The sequence below is a fragment of the Kineococcus indalonis genome (assembly GCF_009906395.1).
Taxonomy (GTDB): Bacteria; Actinomycetota; Actinomycetes; order Actinomycetales; family Kineococcaceae; genus Kineococcus; species Kineococcus indalonis.
Map to the genome: position 1 here is coordinate 1 of NZ_JAAALM010000804.1, position 1,210 is coordinate 1,210.

Below are 1,210 nucleotides of genomic sequence, written 5' to 3' on the forward strand. Positions count from 1 at the left end.
CAGCGCGCCGGCCTTCTCGACGGGGTGATCACCCAGAACGTCGACGGCCTGGAGGCCGCCGCCGGCTGCACGGGCGTGGTGCAGCTGCACGGCGACCTCGACCGCGTGGTGTGCCTGCACTGCCGGGAGGTGACCCCGCGCGCCGAGCTCGCGGTGCGGCTGCGCGAGGCCAACCCGGGCTTCGACGCGCGCGTGCGCGAGTTCCGCGCCCTGAACCCCGACGGCGACGCCGACCTCACCGACGAGCAGCTGGAGGGCTTCCGCACGGTGCCGTGCCGGCGCTGCGGGCACGACGCCCTCAAGGCCGACGTCGTCTTCTTCGGCGAGACGGTGCCGCGCGAGCGCGTGGAGACCTCCTTCGCGCTCGTGCACGGCGCGCGCGCCCTGCTCGTCGTGGGTTCCTCGCTGACCGTGATGTCCGGGTACCGGTTCGTGCTGCGCGCCGCCGAGCGCGGCACCCCCGTGGCGGTCGTGAACTCCGGGCCCACCCGCGGCGACGCCAAGGCCGGCGTGCGGGTGGACGCCCCGCTGGGCGAGGTGCTGCCGCAGCTGGCCGGCGAGCTGGCCGGCGAGCTGGCCGGCGAGCTGGCCGGCGAGCGCTGAGGGGCGCGGACCGTTGCGCTGGTACGCGGACCTGCCCGGCGTGCGCGCCCGCCAGCTCGCCGCGGACGCGGTGTGGCTGGTGCTCGTGCTCGCCTCGGTGCTGCTGGGCCGCGCCGTCGCCGCGGCCGTCTCGGCGCTGGCCGACCCCGCGCGCGGCGTGGCCGGCGGGGCGGCGGACCTCTCGCGCCAGCTCGGCGGCGCCGGGGAGGGCGCGGCGGGGGTCCCCCTGGTGGGCGACGAGCTCGCCGGGCCGCTGCGGCGCGCGGCCGAGGGCGCCGCGTCCCTGGCGGCCGCCGGTCAGGAGCAGGTGGACGCCGTGCTGCGCCTGGCGACGGTGCTGGGGGTGGCCACCGCCGCGGTGCCGGTGGTGCTGGTGACGCTGGCGCGGCTGGTGCCGCGCCTGCGCTGGCAGCGCCGCGCCGACGAGGCGCGCCGCCTGGCCGCCACCCCCGGCGGGCGCGAGCTGCTGGCCCTGCGGGCGCTGGCGCTGCGCACCCCGGGGGAGCTGCTGGCCGCCCACCCCGAGCCCGTCGCCGCGTGGCGGCGCGGCGACGAGGGCGCCGTGCGCGCCCTGGCCGGCCTGCAGCTGCGCGCGGCGGGCCTGCGC

At 80.2% G+C, this 1,210-nt stretch carries 2 protein-coding genes; both read left to right on the plus strand.

What is annotated here, in order from left to right:
- Positions 1–603 (plus strand): Sir2 family NAD-dependent protein deacetylase (locus GTR00_RS21230; protein ID WP_166613490.1); only part of this gene is annotated, 603 nt, incomplete at its 5' end.
- A 13-nt stretch (positions 604–616) separates the two neighbouring features.
- Positions 617–1,210 (plus strand): hypothetical protein (locus GTR00_RS21235; protein ID WP_166613491.1); only part of this gene is annotated, 594 nt, incomplete at its 3' end.